The sequence below is a fragment of the Nocardioides xinjiangensis genome (genome assembly GCF_017916455.1).
Classification (GTDB): Bacteria; Actinomycetota; Actinomycetes; order Propionibacteriales; family Nocardioidaceae; genus Nocardioides; species Nocardioides xinjiangensis.
Window position 1 is genome coordinate 1,124,307 of record NZ_JAFMSY010000001.1, and the last position, 17,099, is coordinate 1,141,405.

The window sequence follows — 17,099 nt, forward strand, 5'->3', positions numbered from 1 at the left end:
ACCGGTCCGATGCGTGACCGGCTGCTCGCGCTGCTGGTTGGCGGCACCGTCGCCGTGATCGCGCTGTACGGCGTCCCGCGGGCGTACGTCCTGGCCGACCTCGTGGAGCACCAGCAGGAGCACGAGATGCAGCGGGTCGTCGACACGATGGCCGCCGTCCTCGCGGTGCAGGAGGAGCGCGACCTCCCGGTCGCCCGGTCGTCCCTCGAGCAGGCGCTCGGCGAGGCCGAGAGCATCGTCCACGTCGCGGCCGACGGCACCACCACGCGCGCCGGTGACTCCTTCGAGCCCGACGACTCGGACCTGGTCGTCACCGCCTCGGTCGACGGCGGCGGCCGGCTGACCCTGACGCGGTCGGGGACGGTCGTCGAGGAGGGCGTGGCGGACGCGATCATGCCGCTGGTCCTGCTCGGGGTCGCGCTGCTCGCCGCGTCGGCGGTCGCCGCGCTGTTCCTGGCACGCCGGCTGTCCCGCCCCTTCCAGGAGCTCGCCGGCGTCGCCACCGCCCTGGGCCAGGGGCGCTTCCACCAGGACGTGCCGCACTACGCCGTCCCCGAGGCCGAGGCCATCGGCACCGCCCTGCGCCGCAGCGCCGCCCAGCTCGACGCCCTCGTCCAGCGCGAGCGCGAGTTCGCCGTCAACGCCTCCCACGAGCTGCTGACCCCGATCACCGGGCTCAACCTGCAGCTCGAGGACCTGCGGCACTGGCCGGAGACCGCGCCCGCGGTCGCAGAGGAGCTGGCGACGGCGCTCGAGACCATCGACCGCCTCGGCTCGACCATCCAGGAGCTGCTCGCGCAGGACCGCGACACGCGCCGCACCGGCACGCTCGACGTCGACCTCGCCGCCCTCGTCCGGCACGTCATCGCGGACTGGCGGCAGACGGAGACAGGCCAGCGGCGGGAGGTCAGGTTCGAGTCGTCGGGCACCGTGCCGGCCCGGGTGGCGCCGGAGGAGCTCACCGAGCTGCTCGAGATGCTGCTCGACCACGCGGCGCGGCACACGCCCGGCGTGATCGTGGTGGACTGCGCCGAGCTCGACACCCACCTCCGGGTCCGGGTCGGGGACGCCGACCAGCCGACCGCCGGCAGCGCGGCGACGCACCGGCAGCTGCAGGGCGCGCTGCCCGCCGGCGACGACGTGGAGCAGGGGCTGGAGAAGGCCGCCGAGCTGGCGGAGGCGCTGGGCGGCTACCTCGTGCGCGACGAGAGCGGCAGCTCGCGGTTCCTGCTGATGCTGCCCCGGACCGCCGCGTCCGCGGGATAGGCTCGTCGCACCGCACCGCACCGCGAGAGGACGAGGCTTGGACGACGTCGAGCGCCTGAGCCAGGACAAGGTCGAGCAGTACGACGTCCTGCACGCGCCGCCGAGTGCCGACCTGCAGGCCCTGGTGGACCTGGCGGCGCAGGTCGCCGGCGCGCCGATGGCCGCCATCAACCTGCTCACGAGCACCGAGCAGCACATGATCGCGACGTCCGGCATCGGGCCGTCGGTCTGCGCCCGTGAGGACTCCATGTGCGCGGTCGTGGCCACCGATCCCGGCCCGGTGGTCGTGCCGGACGCCACCGTGGACGACCGGTTCTCGTCGAACCCGTTCGTTACCGGCGTGCTGGACCGGTTCCGCTTCTACGCCTCCGCACCCCTCGTCGCTCCCGACGGCGTGCCCGTGGGTCGGCTCTGCGTGTTCGACCACCAGCCCCGCGAGCTCGACCAGCGGCAGCAGGAGACGCTGGTGGTCCTGGCGGACCGCGTGATGGACGTCCTGGAGCTGCGGCTGCGCACCCGCCAGCTGGAGGCGTCCCTCGGCGAGCTGACCGCCGTGCGCGACGAGCTCCGGCGCTCCAACCGTGACCTCAGCAACTTCGCCCAGCAGGTCAGCCACGACCTGCGCACGCCGCTCACCGGCATCCTGGCCAACGCCGAGCTGCTCGCGGGCGAGCCGGTCGTGCAGGCCGACGACGACCTCCGCGTGGTGGTGGACGACATCCTCCTCAGCGGCCGCCGGATGAACGACCTCATCGGCCAGGTGCTGGCGTACGGCCAGGAGGGCGGGCGCCTGTCGGTGCGCCCGACGTCGTTGCGCGAGGTGTTCCACCGCGCGCGCGCCGACATCGGCCGGCTCGTCGCGGAGCGTGGTGCGGTGGTGGAGCTCGGCGAGCTGCCGGTCGTGCCGTGCGACCCCGACCTCGTCTACTCGGTCGCGCTCAACCTGCTCGGCAACGCCGTGAAGTTCGCTCGCCCGGGCGTCGCCCCACGCGTGTGCGTGTCGGCGGAGCGGTCGGCGGACCGCGTGCGGGTGCGGGTCAGCGACAACGGCATCGGGATCCCCGCCGACCGCGTGGACGACGTCTTCGGTTTGTTCGTGCGGGGCGGCTCGGAGGCCGAGGGACACGGGATCGGGCTGGCGACGACCGCGCGCATCATCGAGGCGCACGGCGGCCACGTCGGCGTGGAGGCCGGCGACGGGCCGGGCACGACGGTCTGGTTCGAGCTGCCGGCCTGAGCTCGCCGGCCGGAGCTCGCCGACCGGCGCCCTCCGACCGGGCCCCCCCGACCGGGACCCTCCGACCGGGGGCCTTCCGGGGTCGGTGCAGGGGTGTGCGCGACCGTAGCGAACTGTGCGGTTCGCGTGGCGCACGAGCAGCCTCAGCGCGACGTGCGCGTGGAGCAGCGCTCCGTAGCGTTCTTCTCATCAACCACCGATCCCCGCACACGCCCCAGGAGCACCCCGTGACCACCACCGCCGCCGCCACCCGCCGCAAGGTCCTCATCCCCCTCGCCACCCTCGCGGCCGCCGGCGCCATCGCCGTGGGCTCCGGCGCCACCTTCACCTCCACCACCGGCAACACCGCCTCCGCCGTCACCTCCGGCACCCTCAAGCACACCAACTCCAAGGACGGCAAGGCCGTCTTCGACCTCACCAACCTCAAGCCCGGCGACACCCTCAACGGCACCCTGACCCTCACCAACACCGGGTCCCTTCCCGCCGCCTTCACCCTCACCGAGGTCTCCTCCACCAACGCCTTCACCGGCGCCAACCTCAGCCTCGCCATCACCGACACCACCACCGGCGCCACCGTCTACACCGGCACCTTCGGCGGCCTCGTCGACGGCACCAAGACCGCCCTCGGCACCTACGCCGCCGGCGACGCCCACACCTACACCTTCACCGTCAAGCTCGCCCAGGACACCCCCAACGCCGACCAGGGCAAGAGCGCCAACGCCGTCTACCAGTGGGACTCCGTCCAGCTCGACGGCACCACCTACAACCAGTGAGTCGAGGCGGACGACCGAGCGCTCTCCCCCGACGCGTTCCTCGTCCGCTGACGAGCTGGTGTGAGGGGCGTCCCGTCCCCCGCGGGACGCCCCTCTGTCTGTCTGCACCACCGCTCGTGCCCGACGTCGCGATCCAGCACCGGGCTCGGGCGCGCGGGTCGACGACGATCCGCGGGCCGCTCGCGCGATGATCGCTTCATGACGGAGCGCAACGTCCTCGGCGGCGACCTGGAGCCCTGCGGCACCGACCCCCTGACCGGCTTCCACCGCGACGGCACCTGCACGGTCGGCCCGCAGGACGTCGGCCTGCACGCGATCTGCGCGGTGATGACCGAGGAGTTCCTCGCCCACCAGGCGTCGGTGGGCAACGACCTGTCCACCCCGCGCCCCGAGTGGCACTTCCCGGGCCTCGTGCCGGGCGACCGCTGGTGCGTGGTCGCCGTCCGCTGGGTCCAGGCGTACGACGCCGGGGTCGCGGCGCCCGTCGTGCTGGCGGCCACCTCGGAGCGCGCCCTCGACGTCGTACCCCTCGAGGTGCTGCGCACGCACGCCGTCGACGTGCCGCCGGACCTCAGCTCTCTGGACTGACCCTCGAGTCGTCGCGTGCCACCATGAGGCGGTGGCCCGATCAGGCGTCAGGAGGCTCGTCGTGGCGCTCGTGGTCGTGGTGGTGCTCCTCGCGCTGGCGCTGGCGGCCGTGTGGGGCCTGCAGCGGCAGCTCATCTACTTCCCCGACACGAGCGACGTACCGCCGGCCGGCGAGGTGCTGCCCGGGGCGCGCGACGTGACGCTGGAGACGGCCGACGGCCTGGAGCTGGGCGCGTGGTACCTGCCGGCCGACGCCGCGACCGACACCGGCATGGCGGTGCTGATGGCTCCCGGCAACGGCGGCAACCGCGCCGGACGGACCGGCCTCGCCCGCCTGCTCGCCGACCGCGGGTTCGGCGTGCTGCTGATGGACTACCGCGGCTACGGCGGCAACCCCGGGAGCCCCACCGAGGACGGCCTGGCTGCCGATGCCGACGCGGCGGTGCGGGCGCTCGCCGACCTCGGCCATCCCCTCGACCGCACGATCTTCTTCGGTGAGTCCCTCGGCACGGGCGTCGTCGCCGGGCTGCAGGAGCGGCACCGTCCGGCCGGAGTCGTGCTGCGCTCGCCGTTCACCGAGCTGGCCGACGTCGGCGCGCACCACTACCCGTGGCTCCCCGTGCGCACGCTGCTCCGCGACCGGTTCCCCGTCCTCGACCCGCTCGCCGCGAGCGACGTGCCCGTCACCGTGGTCTACGGCGACCGTGACGGCGTCGTACCCACCGAGCTCAGCGACCGAGTCGCCGACGGCGTCCGCTCGCTGGTGGAGCGCGTCGTCCTCCGCGGCGCTGACCACAACGACCCGGTGATGTTCGGTCCGCGGGTGGCCGACGCGGTCGCGCGGCTGGCGCGCGAGGTGCGCTGACGGCCGTCGCGGGGGCTCAGGCGGGCGGCAGGCTGTCCCGCGTGCCGAGCACCGGGCGGGAGGCCGGCTCGGCGACCGCCTTCGCGATGACGTACGACGCCAGGGTGCTGCCGCCGGCCAGGTACCGGGTGTCGACCCGCAGCGTGCCGCTGTCGGTCACCGGCTTCCAGGCGCGGCCCCGCGGCCCCGTGCGGGTCGTGGTCGGGGTGCGGTCCGGCCGCACCAGCACGGGCATCGGCTGCTGCGGCACGACCCCCGTGACGTCGTCCCACGGCACCTCGACCGCGACACCGCGGTCCTCGTGGCGCAACCGGGTCGGCGTCAGCCAGAGGCCCCCGGCGAAGCGGCCCCCGAGGTGGATCGCGCTGCTCCAGCCGAGCCACGCCGCGACCAGACCGAGCGCGATCGTCCAGAGCCAGCCCTCGTCCAGTGCGGCGAAGACGGCACCGAGGGCGGCGACGGCGGCCAGGCCGGCCAGCAGCCCCGACGACACCAGGGTCGGTCCGGTGGCCCGGGGCAGGTGGAGGGCGCCCTCCCCGTCGAGGGTCGCCAGCCGGGCGCGGGGCGGGTCGCGCCGCACCTGGAGCTCGACCACCTCGCGGGCCACTCCGCCGACGGCCGCCACGAGGAGGACCAGCCCGGCGCACAGGAAGCCCCGGCCCAACGTGGTGTGCAGGCCGAGCAGTCCCATGCCGGTCAGCGGCACCCCGAGGCCGAGCAGCACGACGATGCCGAACCAGCTGAGAATCCGCATGCCGGCGGGCCGCACCTCCGTCGTCGTCGTCACGGCAGCACCCTCTCATCCGGCGCCTCGGGCACCCTCCGGCGCATCAGGCTCATCGTCGTCGTCAGTCGAACAGTCCGCCGATGCCGTCGACGATCGCGCCGCCGACGTCCGCGATGGCCTCGCCGGTCTCGACCACCGCGTCGACGCCGGCGAGGACGGCGTCGCCGACGTCTCCGCCGTTCTCCCAGAGCTCGTCGATCATGCCGGAGGTGAAGATGCCGACGCCGGCACCCACGACGGTGCCCACGACGGTGCCGACCGGTCCGCCGATCGCCGTGCCGACGAGCGCGCCGGTGCCCACGGACGCGGCGAAGCCTCCGAGGTTGGAGGTGACGGCCTGCTCGGCACTCTCCTGGTTGGGGCCGTGCATGTCGTAGAAGATGCCGCCGACCGCGAGGACGCCACCGAGCGCGACGGGAGCGAAGCGGGCCGCGTTGGCCAGCCGGGAGGCTCGCGCCAGGTCGTCGGCGGCGCCGGCAGCGGTGCTGCGCCAGTGGTCGAGGTCGTCGTAGAACTGCGCGGCGTTGGACACCCGGCCGGTGTTGCGCAGCCGGTCGAGGTAGTCGGCGGAGAGGTCGGCGAAGTACTGCGCGTTGCCGCGCAGCGCGCTGGCCTGGACCTCCGTCAGGGCGCCGGCGAGGCCGCCCGCGACGGAGGTGAGGTTGAACGCCCACGTCGGCGCGTCCATCGCCCGATTGGCTGCGGACACGCGCTCCCACGCGCGCTCGATGTCGGACCACACCTCCTCGGCGCGGGTGACGAGCTCGTTGTAGGCGCGGATCCTGTCCTGGTGGGCGTCGTACGCCGCCACGTCGGCGTTGTGGGCGTCGACCTGCCCCGGCGACGCGTCGACCGGCGGCTCGCCGGGACGGGCCGGTCCTGCGCCCGGCGACTGGATGACGAAGCCCGACACCGTGAGCCCGGCGCCGCGGGCATCGGCCCGGATGCCCTCCATCCGCTGCTGGCAGCCCTCCAGCGACCCGGCGTACTCGCGGAAGGCGGTGCACACGCTGGTGGCGCCCTCACGCAGGTCCTCCGCGACCCGGACGGCCCGTCCCATCGCCCCCTCGAACGCCGCGCCGGCCTCACCGCGCCAGTCACCGCCGGCCCCGGTGCGGGAGTCGGCGAACGCGTCCACGCCGGCCCGGATGGCGGGGCGCAGGGTGTCGCCGACCCAGTCGGCGCCGGCGCGGATGGACGCCGGCGAGCCGGTGATCTCGGTGTCAATCGACACGGGGACCTCCGCCCGCGAACGTGGACGCGACGTCGGCGTCGCTCGCCCAGAAGTCGGCGTCGGTCGCGCCCACCTGCGAGCTGGTGACGCTCAGGCCCTCCGACATCGAGGCCGCGCTGTCGACCAGCTTCGAGAGCATCGCGGTCAGCAGCGGCGTCATGTCGCCGCCGTCGACGCTCGTGGGCGCGGACCCGGCGGTCTCCTCGACGTCTGCCGCCGCCGCGTCGAGGTGACCCCGGATCGCGCCGAGGGTGGCTGGTGGGACACGGACCTCACTCACCGCGGGCCCCCTCCGGGTGCAGCTCGCGGTCGAGGAAGAGCAGGTCGTAGGGCACCTGCTCGAACGCGTGCTGCAGGTCGTCGACCCCCAGGAGGACCCAGCGGGCGTCGTCGCCGTACTGCTCCTCGAGCCGGTCGATGGCGGAGTAGACGAACAGTGCGGTGCGGCCGTCGCGCATCTCGTGCATCCGGATCCGGGTCGCGCCGTCGAGGTCGATCGTCGGTGCGTACACGACCGGTGGAAGGGTGGGCTGTCCCATGAGGCGGAATGTTCCCACCACGTCGATCGGCAAACCCGGGCGGTGCGGGCTGTGGACGACCACCGCCTCTGGCTAGCCTGCTGCAACGCCGATCTCGGAGGATCTCGTGCTCAAGACCGTCTCCCGCCCGCCGCTCGGCACGATCATGCTGCCGGCGTCGTCCTGAGCTCGCCGAGGCAAGCCGTGTCGTCGCCCCTCCTCCCGCTCGTCGACCGCGCCGCGCGCCTGCTGGACCGGCCGGGGCGGGTGGTGCTGGGGATCGTCGGTCCGCCCGGCGCGGGACAGTCGACACTGACCTCGCTGCTGCTCGCCTCGTTGGCCGCTCGCCTCGGCGAGGACACCCTGGGCCACCTGCCGATGGATGGCTTCCACCTCGCCGACGTCCAGCTCGACCGGCTCGGCCGCCGCGAGCGCAAGGGTGCGCCGGACACCTTCGACGTCGACGGCTACGTCGCCTCGCTCGCGCGGTTGCACGACTTCCCCGACCGGACGCTGTACGTCCCCGGCTTCGAGCGGGACCTCGAGCAGCCCGTCGCCGCCGCGATCGCGATCGAGCCGTCGGTGCGGCTCGTGGTCACCGAGGGCAACTACCTGCTGCTGCCCGACGGCGGCTGGGAGCGCGTGCGCCCGCTGCTGGCCGAGGCGTGGTTCGTCGAGGTCGACGACGGCGTGCGCCGCTCGCGCCTGGTCCGGCGGCACGAGCAGTTCGGGAAGTCACCGGCCGGCGCCCGGGCGTGGGTGGAGGCCGTCGACGAGCCGAACGCCCGGCTGGTGTCAGCGACGCGGGACGCGGCCGACGTCGTGGTGTCGCCGGGCCTGGGCGCGCTGGCCTGACCGGACATCCCGCCTGCCGGCGCACGACGACCCGAACGACTCGTGGCCCCCGCGACCGGGGGCCACGAGCCGAGGCGGGGCTCAGCCCAGCACGCCGCCGATCCTGAGCACGCCCTCGGGGTCGTAGGTCCGCCGCGCCCGCCGCAGCCGGGCGAGGGTGACCTCGTCGTAGGCGTCGACGTACTCCTCCGGCGTGAACGTGAAGTTCGGCAGCCGGTGCGCGCCGGTCCACGGCGCCATCGCGTCGAGGATCGCCCGCGCGTGGTCCTCCACGCCCGGGACCTCCGAGATGCCGACGACCAGCAGCGAGTACGCCGCGTCGCGCGAGGCGAAGGCGCTCGGGTGCTCGCCGGGGCGGGCGAAGGCGCCGCCGAGCTGGCGTACCTCCACCAGCACCTGCGGGGAGCCCACTCCCGGTCCGGTGAGCGCGAGCAGCGCGTCGGCCGCCTCCGCGGGGAAGTCGGCGAGCACGCCGCCGGCCTCGTGGGCGGGAGTCGGGTCGAGCGGGTCGGTGTGGACCGAGTCGATCGCGGTGTAGGGCCTCTCGGACACGTCGTCGAGGATCGCCGGAGCAGCGGCCCGCATCGCGGCGAACCAGCGCTCCCCGTCCTCGGCGGAGCCCGTCCAGACGAAGCGCACCGACAGGCTCAGGCGGCCGGCGAGCATCGGCGGCACGCCGTCCATGTCGGGCAGCTGGAAGAGCGCGAAGGACGTCGTGCCCTCCTCGGGCAGCTCCGCCGACCAGGAGCGCCAGGCGGCGATGACCGCGGACGCGTCCGCGCCGTCGAACCACAGCGATCCACCGTAGAACCGGGGCTGCTGCACCAGGTCGAACTCGATGGCCGTGACGATGCCGAGCATCCCCTTCGCGCCGCGCAGGGCGAAGAAGAGCTCGGGGTGCTCGGTCGGCGTGGCCCTCCGCAGCACGCCGTCGCCGGTGACGACCTCGATGGCGCGCACCTTGTCGATGGCCAGGCCGTAGGTGCGGGCCATCGGCCCGAGCCCACCGCCGGTGGTGTAGCCGACGATGCCCACGTCGGTGATCGAGCCCGACAGCGGCGCCAGACCGTACGGCGCGGCGGCCTCCACGACCGCCAGCCACTTCACACCGGCGCCGGCGCGGGCCCAGCCCTCCTCGGGGTGGACGACCACCTCGTCGAGCCCCTTGGTGGTGACGAGCAGCTCGGTGGTCAGGTCGGCCATCGGGCCGTGGCCGGTGGCCTGCGGCGTCACGCGGATGCCGTGGCGGGCCGCGAACTGCACGGCCTCGACGACGTCCTGGGCGTCGTGCGCCGCCAGGACGGCGGCGGGCCGGACCGGGACGGCGAAGTTCCACGGCGAGACGAGGGCGTCGTACGTCCTGTCGCCGGGCACCGCGACGGTGCCGATCGTGAGGGCGTCCAGCTCGGCGAACGGTACGGCCGCGGTGCTGGTCTGTGCGATGGTCATGCTTCCTCCGTGTGAAGTCGTCGTTGACGTCACGACGGTGCGCCCGGGCACTTGCGGCCCGCTTGAACGCGACTTGAGCCCGGTCGCGGATCAGCTGCCTGCGGCGGCCTGGGGCGCCACGAACACGCCGTCGGGGTCGACCGTCCGTCGGATCCGCACGAGTCGCTCGTAGGCCGCTGCCGCGAACCCGCGGCGGGCCGCGGCCTCGTAGGCCATCGACAGGTACGACGCCCGCGACGACCACGGCGCCAGCGAGTCCAGGATCCGCATCGCGTCCGCGCGCACCGCGCCCCACCCGGTGCCCACGTCGAGCCCGACGCCGAGCACCAGGAACGCGGCGGGCAGGTGGTCGAGGGCGCCACCGCGGGGCGCGGGCCGCGCCAGCGCACCGGCCAGCTGCCGCAGCTCCACGAAGAGCAGGTTGCTGCCCGAGCCCGGGCCGGCCGCCGCGACGAGCGCGTCCACCGCGTCCGCGGGGAAGCCGTGGACGAGCACGCTGTTGGCGTAGACGGCCGTGGGCTCCTGGGGGTCGAGCTGCAGGTGGGCGATGTCGGCGGCCGGCATCTGCGCGAACGTGTCGATCTCGGGGCGCAGGGCACGCAGTGGTGCGATGGAGCGCGCACCCGCCTCGGCGTCGCCGAGGGCCACGGCGTCGATCATCACCATCTTCCGCCCGCGCAGCTGCCCCGGCAGCGACGCGACGTCGGGCACCTGGAAGATCCGCGCCACGCTCGTCACCGACTCGGGTGCGTCGGCCGTCCACTCGCCCCAGGCGGTGAGCACGCGCCGCGTGTGCCGCCAGTCCCACGCCAGCATCCCGGCGTACGCCGTCCGCACCGGCAGCAGGTCGAACTCGAGCGCGGTGACGACCCCGAACCCTCCGGTGCCGCCCCGCGCCGCCCACAGCAGCTCGGGGTCCTGGTCGTCGGTGGCGCGGACGAAGGTGCCGTCGGCGAGCACCACCTCGACGGCCGTGATGGCGCTGCACTGCAGCCCGTGCTGGCGGGAGTACCAGCTGACCCCGCCACCGAGCGAGGAGCCGACGACGCCGACGCCCGGGCTCGACATGTGCATCCCGGCCAGGCCCACGCGCGCCGCCCGGGCCACGACGTCGCCCCACAGCACGCCCGCCTCGGCGCGCGCCGTGCGCGTGGCGGCGTCGACGCGCAGCCCGGTCATCGCCGAGGTGCGCAGCAGCACCGCGTCGCCCAGCCGGCCCGCGAGCGGCGGGGCGCCGTGGCCGGTGCCCTGCGGCGCGACCTTGAGGCCGGACTCCGCGGCCGCCCGGACGATCCGCGCGACCTCGTGCGGGTCGGCCGGGTAGGCGACCGCGGCCGGGTGCTCGTCGACCTGGAGGTTCCACGGCATCCGCGCCTCGTCGTAGAGCGGGTCGCCGGGCAGGTGGACGGCGCCGCCGGCCAGCCCGCGGAGCGCCGCAGCGTCCGCGGTGCCCGCGGCGGGGAGCGGCGTCGACTCGGGCATGGTCTCTGGCACGTCAGCACCTCACGGGGTCGGCACCCCAGCGTGAGCGGGGCGACTTGAGGATGACTTGAGCCGGCGCTCCATCCGCGCGTGGAGCAGCGCGCGCTCGCCCGGCGGGATGTCGGCGTGGATGGCGTCGCGCACGAGCGGGTTGACGAAGTCGAGCGGCTGCCCGGGCTGCCCGTCGCGCAGGATCTCGCCGCGCGCCAGGACGTCGAGCGCGGCCGCGACCTCCTCCTCCGGGCGCCGCGCGAGGTCGGCGACGCTCCGCAGGTCGGCCGTCGGCCCGAGCACGGCGACGGCGTGCGCGACGATCGAGACCCTTTCCGGCATGCGCCGCAGGCGGAGGGTGACGAGCGAGGTGATCGCCCGCGACCCGACGGCCCGGACGGTGTCGACGTGAGCCGCGTCCGGCGGGACGCCCTGGTCGGCGAGGGCGCGCAGCAGCTGGCGCAGGAGCAGCGGGTTGCCCGAGGTCATCCGGTGGCAGGTCGCGACGAACGCGTCGGCGCCGCGCCCCAGGCGGTCGGCCACCAGCGCGGCGGTGCCCTGCTCGGTGAGCGGCGCGGGGCGTACGACGGTGACCGTCTCGTCGGCGACGAGCTCGACGAGGTCGTCGGCGTGCTGCGGCTCGCCGGTGCGCATCGTGAGGACGATCAGCACGGGCAGCTCCTCCAGGCGCGGGACAAGGTAGGCGAGGAACTGCAGCGACGCCTCGTCGCACCGCTGGACGTCGTCGACGCAGAGCACGAACGGGGCCTGCTCGGCGAGGCGGGTCGTCAGCTCGCACAGCCCGCGGAGCACGGCGAAGCGCTCCGCGCGACCCAGGACGTCGTCCACGCCGGCGCCGAACAGCTGCCGGACCACTCCCCACTCGAAGTCCTGCTCCAGCGCGCTGCTCCGTGCCGACCGCACCCACACGCCGGCGGCGACCGCGAGCCGGCGCAGCTCGTCGAGCAGACGGGTCTTGCCGATGCCTGCGGGCCCCTCGACGAGCACGCACCCGGAGGTCCCGTCGGCCAGGTCCTCGAGCCTCTCCCTCAGGAGGGTCAGCTCGTGGTCGCGGTCGACGATCCCGTCGGGCGTGCGGGGTCGCGGGACCAGCGCGGTCGCGTCCGCGGCCCTGGCGGCCGGCGGGCCGTCGAGGTCGGGCGACTGGGCCAGCACCTCCGCCTCGAGCGCGCGCAGGGCGGGACCGGGGTCGACGCCCAGCTCGTCGGCAAGGACCGTCCTTGCTCTTCTGAGTGCCTCGAGCGCCGCGGCTTGGCGGTGCGCCCGGTAGAGCGCGAGGGTGAGCAGCCGCCAGCGCTCCTCGCGCAGCGGGTCCTCCTTGACGAGCGCCTCGAGGTCGCCGATGACGAGCTGCGCCTCGCCGAGCTCGAGCCTCGCCGCGAGGAGGCGTTCCCGGGCGACCGCGCGCAGCTCCGTGAGCCGGGCGCACTCCGCCTCCACCCACGCCTCGCCCGCGTAGTCGGCGTACGCCGGCCCGCGCCAGGCCTTCAGCGCGGTGTCGAGCGTGCACGCTGCCTCCACGGGCGACTCGCCCGCGGCTGACTCGACGGCCGCCTCGAAGGTCCACGCATCCACGGCGTCGGGCGGGAGCCGCAGCACGTAGCCGGGCCCGGCGCGGGCGATGACGCCCTCGCGCTGCCGGGCGGTCGCGTCGGGCTCGAGCCGCCGGCGCAGGTGGCTGACGTACGCCTGCAGCGCACCGGGGGCGTTGGCGGGCGGCTGCTCGCCCCACACGCACTCGACCAGCCGGTCGGCCGGCACGACCTGGTCTCGGTGGATGACGAGCCCCGCCAGCACGGCGCGCTGACGGCGCCCGCCGAGGTCCACGACCGCGCCGTCGCGCGTGGCCGTGAGCTCGCCGAGCACGTGCAGGTTGAGCTGCGGCTGCCCGTCCACCCCGTTCCCTCGCCTCGAATCTTTCGAGGGTACGGCCGTCCCGAGCCGGGGGCTGCCCCGATTTTGGGCACGCGCGCGCCGGGCCGGGGGCGCGGCCGGTGGACGTGCCGGCGGACCTCGGCGTGCTCGGTCGAGGCGCGTCCGACAGGATGCGGGCGTGCGCATCGGGACCTGGAACCTCGACGGCCGCTGGTCCGACGACCACGCGGCCCTGCTGGCGGAGCAGGACTGCGACGTCTGGCTGCTCACCGAGGTCAACGAATCGACGAGCCTCGCCGGCTTCGCCGTCCACCGCTCGCAGTCGTTGGCGGCTCCGCGACGTCGTTGGGCGGCCGTCGCCAGTCGGCTGCCGATGACCTCGGCCCCGGATCCGCACCCCGCGAGCGCGCAGGCGCAGGTCGGCGCGACGACGTACGTCTCGGTGCTGCCGTGGCGGAGCGTCGACGTGCCCCACTCGCCCGACGTGCCGTTCGGCTTCCGCGCCCGGCCACGGGCGCCGTCCTTACCTACAGCACCTGGCACCGTCGGCCTGAGTGCGGCGCTCACCCGGCTGCAGGTGTGACACGAATCGATGGATTGGATCCCTCGCGCATCTCGGTAACACCAACCCGAGTCACACTTCGGGCTTAAGCTTCCGAACAAATGAGTGGAGCAGCGGGGTTGCGACAGATTGCAGTAGTCGGCGCAGTGATCGTGCGAGATGGCCGCGTGATGGCCGCTCAGCGTGGCGGAAGCGGCGCTCTCGCCGGGTTCTGGGAGTTCCCCGGCGGAAAGGTCGAGGCCGGAGAGTCGGCACGCGATGCGCTTGAGCGCGAGATCGCCGAGGAGTTGGACTGCATCGTTCAAGTGGGTGACGAGATCACTACGACGACCCACGCGTACGACTTTGCCGAGATAACGCTGACGACCTTCTTCTGCGCCCTCGTCGACGGCGAGCCGACCCTCGCGGAACACACAGCGGTGCGCTGGCTCCTCCCTGCAGAGCTCGACTCCCTGGAGTGGGCGCCGGCTGACGTTCCGGCTGTTGCACTGGTGAAGGCCACCGTGGGGTGAACGCCCAGATTGACTGGTCGACGCAGTTCGCGCTCGACATTGACTTTGGCTACGTCCACTCAGCGTCCGAGGGGCCGCGCCACTACAACCCCCGGCTCGTCATGAATGACGCCGGAAGCACGGTGGAGCATGCGCTCGTCCAGGAGCTTGCACTCTGCAACGCCTTCACGTTCTCAGTCGCCTTCATCACGCCTGGAGCCATAGCGCAGCTGAAGCAGCACCTTCACGACTTCGAGGGCAGCGGCACGATCGTCACCTCGGACTTCCTTGGGTTCAATCAGCCGCAGGCATTCGCCGAGCTGCTCAAGCTCAATGAGCTCAAGGGTATCGACGTGCGTCGCCACCCAGCCAAAGGTTTCCACGCCAAGGGCTACGTGTTTGAGCACGATCGAAGCGTCACGGCGATCATTGGTAGTTCGAACCTGACGAGTGCCGCACTCTCAACGAACCACGAGTGGAATTTGCGCGTTTCAGCTGCGCGCGAGGGCGACCTCGCGAGTCAGATCCGTCGCGTCCTCGATGAGCAGAGCTCCGCCTCCGAACCGCTCACCCAGGAGTGGATCGACTCCTACGCCGCGACCTATCTGGCCCCAACGCCGCGGCTAGCTTCATCGACCGCGGTCGGGCTCCACAACGACACCTCCGAGATCCAGCCGAACGCCATGCAACGGGACGCCCTCTTGGCTCTCGACCTTGTGCGGAGCCAGGGCGCAGAGCGCGCCATCATCGTGTCCGCAACCGGCACCGGAAAGACAATCCTTTCCGCACTCGACGTACGACAGATCGCGCCTGAGCGACTGCTCTTCGTCGTCCATCGCGAGCAAATCCTCGACAAGACGATTAGCGAGTACCGAAAGGTGCTGGGCGGATCTGCTGACGACTACGGGAAGCTCACCGGCTCGTTGAAGCAGACCGATCGCCGCTACGTGTTCGCGACAGTTCAGACTCTCTCCAGAATGGACGTGTTGTCGACCGTCGCTCCGGACGCCTTCGACCTTGTCATCATCGATGAGGCACACCGCGCCGGCTCGGCAACCTACCAACGGGTCGTCGCACACCTCACTCCGAAGTTCCTCCTCGGCATGACCGCGACCCCCGAGCGCACCGACGGGTTCAACGTCTATGAGTTGTTCCACTACAACGTCCCTTACGAAATCCGCCTGCATCACGCACTTGAGGCAGGGATGCTGTGCCCGTTCCACTACTACGGGGTCGCCGACGTGACGTACAGCGATGGCACCACGACCACGGAGGAAACGGAGCTCAAACTCCTCATCACCGCGGAGCGGGTTGAACACCTACTATCAGCTCTCGACCAGTACGGACAGGCCGGAGTCGCACCCCGGGGACTGATTTTCTGCAGCCGCAAGGACGAGGCGAACGCGCTCTCAGCTGAGCTGAACCGCAGCACGTTGCGCGGCAAGGCTCTGCGGACCGTGGCGCTGACGGGCGACGACTCGGTAGCTGCGCGAGAGCAGCGTGTCCACGAGCTTGAGGCAGGCGAGCTCGACTACATCCTGACGGTCGATGTCTTCAACGAAGGTGTGGACATCCCCACGGTCAACCAGGTGGTAATGCTTCGTCAGACCCAGTCCGCGATCGTCTTTGTTCAGCAGCTTGGACGTGGCCTCCGTTTGGCTGACAACAAGGACCATCTGGTGGTCATCGACTTCATTGGCAATTACGCCACCAACTTCCTCGTACCCATCGCTCTCTTCGGCGACGAGTCACTCAACCGAGAGTCGCTGCGCGAGAGGCTGAACGCAACGATTGAGGCGGGCGCCCTTCCAGGTCTCTCGAGCGTCAGCTTCGAGGAGGTTGCGCGCGAGCGCGTGCTCCGGTCGATCGCAGAGACCACTCTCGACAGCATGGCCAACCTCAAGACGGCCTTGCTTGCAATGAAGAATCGTGTAGGAGGTATCCCGACTCTCTGGGACTTCTACCGCTTCGAATCCGTCGACCCCATCCTGCTCGCCACCAAGAAGGCTCACTATCCCCACCTCGCGCGCACCCTGTTGCGCCAGGGTCCGGTTTTGGATGATGCCGGCGACCGAGCACTCGAACTCCTCTCGCATGAAGTGTTACCAGCGAAGCGCCTGAGCGAATTCATCTTGTTGGAGCTCCTGCTCGAGCGGAGGATTGCATCGCACGAGGAAATCTCTCGCGCATTCGAAGAGGCCGGGATTTCCTCAGACCATGCCTCCATTCGTGCGGCGGTCGACACTCTCGCGCTTCGCGGGTACTCGCTGGGCGACCAGAAGCGGTACTCGGTGGGGATCGCTGAAGAGGCCGACGATCTCATTGCACTGACGACCGCCTTCATCGACTCGATAACGAGTTCAACTGCCCTTAGAGCCGCCGTCGCTGACCTGATCAATACAGGCAAGGCGCTCACGCAGAGCCGGTATCTGCGTGACAGCCTGTTCACGCCTGGAATGCAGTACTCCCGCCGAGACGCGGCACGCCTGGTGGGCTGGAGTAGGAGCACCGCCTCGACAATCTATGGCTATAAGTCAGACGAGGCCCTCGGTCTGTGTACGGCTTTCACGACCCTGCATAAAGACGAGACCGTGGCTGCAAGCACAGCCTACGAAGACGCCCTCCTCGATCCTTCGACGATGCGCTGGTTCTCGAAGAGCAACCGCACTCTCGAGAGCAAGGACGTCAAGCAGTTCGTTGACCATCGCGTCGACATCCACGTCTTCGTGAAAAAGGACGACGCCGAGGGCAGCGATCACTACTACCTCGGCAAGGCCAAGGTCGCTGAAGCGGTCGAAACGCGGATGGCGGGCGATGGCCTGCCCGTCGTCGCCATGACCCTGAAGTTCGGCGAGCCGATTAAGCAGGGGCTCTTCGACTACTTCCACCCGCTGTCGGCCAAGGTCTAGTGATCGGTAGCCTCAAAACCTTCTTCCCCTCCATGCATCGCCCCGGTTGGAACGTCTGAAGGCGTTGCCTCTGACGCATCGAGGCGACGATTACGCGTCCGTTGGACGCACGGGTGAGCGTGTCCATGGGCTGAACCTCGGCGAGAACGCGAATGTCACATCTCTGTCGCCTAGGCACCAGGCGACGTCCATTAGG

General features: G+C 72.0%; 16 protein-coding genes. 9 read left to right on the top strand and 7 right to left on the bottom strand.

The annotated features are described in order from the left end of the window. The first annotated feature begins 9 nt into the window (after window positions 1-9). The 5 genes from J3P38_RS05335 to J3P38_RS05355 all read left to right on the top strand — a co-directional run bounded on the left by J3P38_RS05335 (window position 10) and on the right by J3P38_RS05355 (window position 4,729). On the top strand, window positions 10-1,266 hold the full coding sequence (locus J3P38_RS05335) for a sensor histidine kinase (protein WP_210502896.1): 1,257 nt from the start codon (window positions 10-12) through the stop codon (window positions 1,264-1,266). Between the two features lie 37 nt (window positions 1,267-1,303). After that, complete coding sequence (locus J3P38_RS05340) at window positions 1,304-2,503, top strand: sensor histidine kinase (RefSeq protein WP_210438789.1); 1,200 nt, start codon at window positions 1,304-1,306, stop codon at window positions 2,501-2,503. Between the two features lie 227 nt (window positions 2,504-2,730). Then, entirely contained in the window at window positions 2,731-3,276 is a 546-nt protein-coding gene (locus tag J3P38_RS05345; protein ID WP_210438783.1) for a TasA family protein, read from the top strand. A 198-nt stretch (window positions 3,277-3,474) separates the two neighbouring features. Further along, window positions 3,475-3,864 (top strand): DUF2237 family protein, encoded by a 390-nt coding sequence (locus J3P38_RS05350; RefSeq protein WP_210438790.1) that lies wholly within the window; start codon window positions 3,475-3,477, stop codon window positions 3,862-3,864. A 31-nt stretch (window positions 3,865-3,895) separates the two neighbouring features. Beyond that, window positions 3,896-4,729 (top strand): alpha/beta hydrolase, encoded by an 834-nt coding sequence (locus J3P38_RS05355; protein WP_210438791.1) that lies wholly within the window; start codon window positions 3,896-3,898, stop codon window positions 4,727-4,729. Between the two features lie 16 nt (window positions 4,730-4,745). Here J3P38_RS05355 and J3P38_RS05360 read toward each other — a convergent pair whose 3' ends face one another. The 4 genes from J3P38_RS05360 to J3P38_RS05375 all read right to left on the bottom strand — a co-directional run bounded on the left by J3P38_RS05360 (window position 4,746) and on the right by J3P38_RS05375 (window position 7,262). Continuing rightward, window positions 4,746-5,516, bottom strand: coding sequence for a hypothetical protein (locus J3P38_RS05360; protein ID WP_210502897.1), 771 nt, complete (start codon window positions 5,514-5,516; stop codon window positions 4,746-4,748). 61 nt (window positions 5,517-5,577) lie between these two features. Then, complete coding sequence (locus J3P38_RS05365; RefSeq protein ID WP_210502898.1) at window positions 5,578-6,750, bottom strand: hypothetical protein; 1,173 nt, start codon at window positions 6,748-6,750, stop codon at window positions 5,578-5,580. After that, window positions 6,740-7,030, bottom strand: a complete 291-nt coding sequence (locus J3P38_RS05370; RefSeq protein WP_210502899.1) for a hypothetical protein — start codon at window positions 7,028-7,030, stop codon at window positions 6,740-6,742. Before J3P38_RS05370 ends, J3P38_RS05365 begins: the two co-directional genes overlap by 11 nt. Beyond that, window positions 7,023-7,262: an SAV_915 family protein gene (locus J3P38_RS05375; RefSeq protein ID WP_210502900.1), complete on the bottom strand. Its 240-nt coding sequence runs from the start codon at window positions 7,260-7,262 to the stop codon at window positions 7,023-7,025. Before J3P38_RS05375 ends, J3P38_RS05370 begins: the two co-directional genes overlap by 8 nt. Before the next feature lie 210 nt (window positions 7,263-7,472). On the opposite strand from J3P38_RS05375, the gene J3P38_RS05380 reads away from it, so the two are divergent. Continuing rightward, window positions 7,473-8,123 (top strand): nucleoside/nucleotide kinase family protein, encoded by a 651-nt coding sequence (locus J3P38_RS05380; protein WP_210502901.1) that lies wholly within the window; start codon window positions 7,473-7,475, stop codon window positions 8,121-8,123. A gap of 81 nt (window positions 8,124-8,204) precedes the next feature. On the opposite strand, the gene J3P38_RS05385 is transcribed toward J3P38_RS05380, so the two are convergent. From J3P38_RS05385 to J3P38_RS05395, 3 genes are all read right to left on the bottom strand, one after another. Beyond that, window positions 8,205-9,572: an FAD-binding oxidoreductase gene (locus J3P38_RS05385; RefSeq protein WP_210438797.1), complete on the bottom strand. Its 1,368-nt coding sequence runs from the start codon at window positions 9,570-9,572 to the stop codon at window positions 8,205-8,207. Window positions 9,573-9,662: 90 nt separating this feature from the next. After that, entirely contained in the window at window positions 9,663-11,066 is a 1,404-nt protein-coding gene (locus J3P38_RS05390) for an FAD-dependent oxidoreductase (RefSeq protein WP_210438798.1), read from the bottom strand. Window positions 11,067-11,075: 9 nt separating this feature from the next. Then, window positions 11,076-12,962 (bottom strand): BTAD domain-containing putative transcriptional regulator, encoded by a 1,887-nt coding sequence (locus J3P38_RS05395; RefSeq protein ID WP_210502902.1) that lies wholly within the window; start codon window positions 12,960-12,962, stop codon window positions 11,076-11,078. A gap of 157 nt (window positions 12,963-13,119) precedes the next feature. On the opposite strand from J3P38_RS05395, the gene J3P38_RS05400 reads away from it, so the two are divergent. From J3P38_RS05400 to J3P38_RS05410, 3 genes are all read left to right on the top strand, one after another. Then, window positions 13,120-13,524 carry a hypothetical protein gene (locus J3P38_RS05400; protein WP_210502903.1) on the top strand — a complete coding sequence of 135 codons (405 nt, stop codon included), beginning with the start codon at window positions 13,120-13,122 and terminating at the stop codon, window positions 13,522-13,524. 80 nt (window positions 13,525-13,604) lie between these two features. After that, entirely contained in the window at window positions 13,605-14,015 is a 411-nt protein-coding gene (locus J3P38_RS05405; protein WP_210502904.1) for a (deoxy)nucleoside triphosphate pyrophosphohydrolase, read from the top strand. Then, window positions 14,012-16,903, top strand: coding sequence for a DUF3427 domain-containing protein (locus J3P38_RS05410; protein ID WP_210502905.1), 2,892 nt, complete (start codon window positions 14,012-14,014; stop codon window positions 16,901-16,903). Before J3P38_RS05405 ends, J3P38_RS05410 begins: the two co-directional genes overlap by 4 nt. Window positions 16,904-17,099 lie beyond the last annotated feature (196 nt).

What these genes read in the sequence shown, in the direction of transcription:
- J3P38_RS05335 (WP_210502896.1), top strand. Translation starts at nt 10, where the DNA reads ATGCGTGACCGGCTGCTCGCGCTGCTGGTTGGCGGCACCGTCGCCGTG.
- J3P38_RS05350 (WP_210438790.1), top strand. Translation starts at nt 3,475, where the DNA reads ATGACGGAGCGCAACGTCCTCGGCGGCGACCTGGAGCCCTGCGGCACC.
- J3P38_RS05385 (WP_210438797.1), bottom strand. Translation starts at nt 9,572, where the DNA reads ATGACCATCGCACAGACCAGCACCGCGGCCGTACCGTTCGCCGAGCTG.
- J3P38_RS05405 (WP_210502904.1), top strand. Translation starts at nt 13,605, where the DNA reads ATGAGTGGAGCAGCGGGGTTGCGACAGATTGCAGTAGTCGGCGCAGTG.